Below are 3,015 nucleotides of genomic sequence, written 5' to 3' on the forward strand. Positions count from 1 at the left end.
GCGCCACCCCCGACTGGAACGCCGTCTACCCCGGCGCCCGCGCCGTCCCGCTCCCGACCTACGCCTTCCAGCGCGAACGGTTCTGGCTGGACGCGGCGTCGGCGACCGGCGACGCGGCCGGGCTCGGCCTGGAACCCGCCGACCACCCGCTGCTGGCGACGACCACCGAACTCCCGGACGGCGGTTTCCTCTTCACCGGCCGTCTGTCACTGGGCTCGTTCCCGTGGCTCGCCGACCACACCGTCGCCGGCACGACCGTCCTGCCCGCCACGGTCTTCGTCGAACTGGCCCTCCACGCCGCGGCCGCCACCGGCTGCGACCAGATCGAGGAGATGGTCCTCCAGTCACCGATCGTCCTGACGGCCCAGACCGACATCCTCCACCAGGTCGTCATCGGCCCGCCCGACCCCGCCCACACCCGCTCCCTCCTCATCCGCTCCCGCACCGAAGACGTCCGCCTCTGGACCGACCACGCCACCGGCTCCCTGGGCCACACCACCCACCCCACCCCGATCCTTACTGCGTAAAGGCGGGCGCCGGGTGGTCATTACTGTGCTGTGTGTGGACAGGCGAGACGAGGCCGGGAAGGTGTGGGAATGACGCCATCCCGCCTGTCCTGAATCAGTCTCGCGCGGCCACCGGGAAAGGTTGACGCTCCTGGGCCCCAGGGCCCGTACTCTCAGGCTCCCCGCATTTGAGTAGCGATTGCTCATGGAGTGAGAATTGCTCGGAGCCTATCGTTTGTCGAGCCCTGGTTCGACAAACGAAGGGAAGGCGGAGCTGAATGAAGTGCGGTTCCCTTGCCGAGGCTTATGCGGCCAATCTCGCAGACCTGCTGGACACCCCGGAATTCCTCAATTCCCCGAGAGGTTTCCCCAGCCAGGAAAAGCTCGGCGCGGCGTTCTCGATCGCCGATCCCCTGCGGAGAGTGCTGCCGGCGCGGTCGCGGCGCGCCAATCTGGTCTTCAATTTCGCCGAAGCGCTCTGGTATTTCGCCGGGCGCGGCGATCTGGAGTACCTCGCCTACTACGCCCCGTCCGTCCGGCGTTTCGTGATGGGGGCGGACCAGTTGACCGGAACGGCGTACGGTCCCCGGATCTTCGATTTCGGCGCCGGTGCGCTCGACCAGTGGTCGTCGGTGGTCGAGACCCTCACCGAGGACCCGGACTCCAAACGCGCGGTCATCCAGATCTTCCAGCCAGAGGAACTGACCGTCCGCGGCAACCCGGACGTCGCCTGCACCCTCGGCCTGCAGTTCCTCGCACGTGACGGAAGCCTGCACCTGGTCGCCTACATGCGCGCCAACGACGCTTTCCGCGGCCTGGCCAGCGACGTCTTCTCCTTCACCTTTCTGCAGGAGCTGATGGCGCGGCAGCTCGGCCTGAAACTCGGCGGCTACACCCACATGGTCGGCTCCCTGCACCTGTACGCCCCCGACCTGGACGCCGCCCGGCGGGTCCACGGCGCGCCGCACACGCCCGGCCAGCCGCTCGACCGGATGCCGGCCATGCCCGCCGGCGACCAGCGGGTGCACGTCGACCGGGTCATGCGGACGGAGGAACGGCTCAGGACCGACCGGATCAGGCTCGACGTTCCGAGCCTGCGGGCGCTCGGCCTGCCCGACTACTGGACGCAGGTCCTGGCCGTCTTCGAGCTCTACCGCAGAACCCGCCACGACGACACGGGCCAGAACCCCGGCGAGCTGCTGGAGGAGATCCCGCCGCTCTACCGGTACATGCTCCTGAACCGGTTCCCCACGCTCGGCACGACCGCCATGACGCAGGAGGCACGATGACATCGCAGGGGAACAAGCCGGTCGCCTTCATCGGCGGTCCTTTCAAAGCGCTCGTCAGCCCGGACACGGGGCTCTTCTCCCCGGAGATGAAGGACCGGCTCCAGCGGCTGATCGCCCACTACGAGGACGCCGGCTGGTTCGTGCTCAACGCCCACCGTGAGGAGGGGTGGGGCCAGGCGATGGTTCCCGCCGCGGAATGCACCAGCCGGGACCTGGCGTGGATGCGGGCCTGCGATCTGTTCGTCGCCTTTCCCGGCCATCCCGCGTCGCCCGGCACCCATGTCGAGATCGGCTGGGCCAGCGCCCTGGCCCGTCCCACGATCCTGCTGCTGGAAGCCAGGGCCGAATATGCCGCGCTCGTCACGGGGCTGGACTCCGTGGCCCCGGTCGCCTACCTGACCTACGACGCCGGGCCCGCGTTCTTCGCGGATCTGGCGGTCGCCACCGCCGAGCTGACGGACGGGCTGCGGGCCGACGCGGCAGACCGCCGGTGAGGGCCGGGCCGCCGACGATCTGCCTCAGCATCGGCACGTCCGACTCCAGTGGCGGCGCCGGTGTCCAGGGCGACGTGAAGACGTGCGCGGCGCTCGGCGCGTACTGCGCGACGGTCGTCGTCGGGATCACCGCGCAGAACACGCGGGGAGTGCGCGCACACGCGGACGTGCCGCTGCGGATGCTCGACGAGCAGCTCTCCGCGGTGCTGGACGACCTGCGGGTGGACGCGGTGAAGGTGGGGACGGTCTGGAGCGCCGACGTCATGCGGCTGCTCGCCGACCGGCTGGGCGGCCTGTCCGTTCCGATCGTCTTCGATCCCGTGCTGGGAACGGCCGCCGGTGGCGCGATCCCCGCCGACCGCACGGCCGTCGAAGCCGCCGCTGAGGGCCTGCTGGGCTTGGCGACGGTGGCCACCCCCAATCTCGCCGAGGCGCGGATCCTCTGCGGAGCGCCCGGTGAGAACGATCCCGCCGTCCTGGCCGAACAGATCGTCGCCCGGGGCGCACGCGCCGTCCTGCTCACCGATGTGTTCTCCGGCGGGGACTGGCTCTTCGACGGGGAACTCCACCGGTTCCTGCCCGCGGCCGTCCGCCATACGACGGGCTGTGAGCACGGTGCGGGCTGCGCCCACTCGACCGTCCTGGCGGTCCTGCTCGCGCGGGGGTTCCCGTTGCGGGACGCGGCCGTCCACGCCCACCGGCTGGCGGCCGCGTCCGTGGCGCGGG

The 3,015-nt window shown here is 70.4% G+C and carries 4 protein-coding genes; all 4 read left to right on the forward strand.

Annotated elements, in window-relative coordinates; genetic code table 11:
* Positions 1-527 (forward strand): polyketide synthase dehydratase domain-containing protein (locus ACYVE7_RS31890; RefSeq protein WP_460370014.1); only part of this gene is annotated, 527 nt, incomplete at its 5' end.
* A 257-nt stretch (positions 528-784) separates the two neighbouring features.
* Entirely contained in the window at positions 785-1,795 is a 1,011-nt protein-coding gene (locus ACYVE7_RS31895) for a thymidylate synthase (RefSeq protein WP_460370015.1), read from the forward strand.
* Positions 1,792-2,289, forward strand: coding sequence for a nucleoside 2-deoxyribosyltransferase (locus ACYVE7_RS31900; protein WP_460370016.1), 498 nt, complete (start codon positions 1,792-1,794; stop codon positions 2,287-2,289). Before ACYVE7_RS31895 ends, ACYVE7_RS31900 begins: the two co-directional genes overlap by 4 nt.
* On the forward strand, positions 2,286-3,015 hold a 730-nt coding region (gene thiD, locus ACYVE7_RS31905), incomplete at its 3' end, for a bifunctional hydroxymethylpyrimidine kinase/phosphomethylpyrimidine kinase (protein WP_460370018.1). The genes ACYVE7_RS31900 and thiD, both read left to right, overlap by 4 nt.

Source organism: Actinocorallia lasiicapitis, from assembly GCF_054778695.1.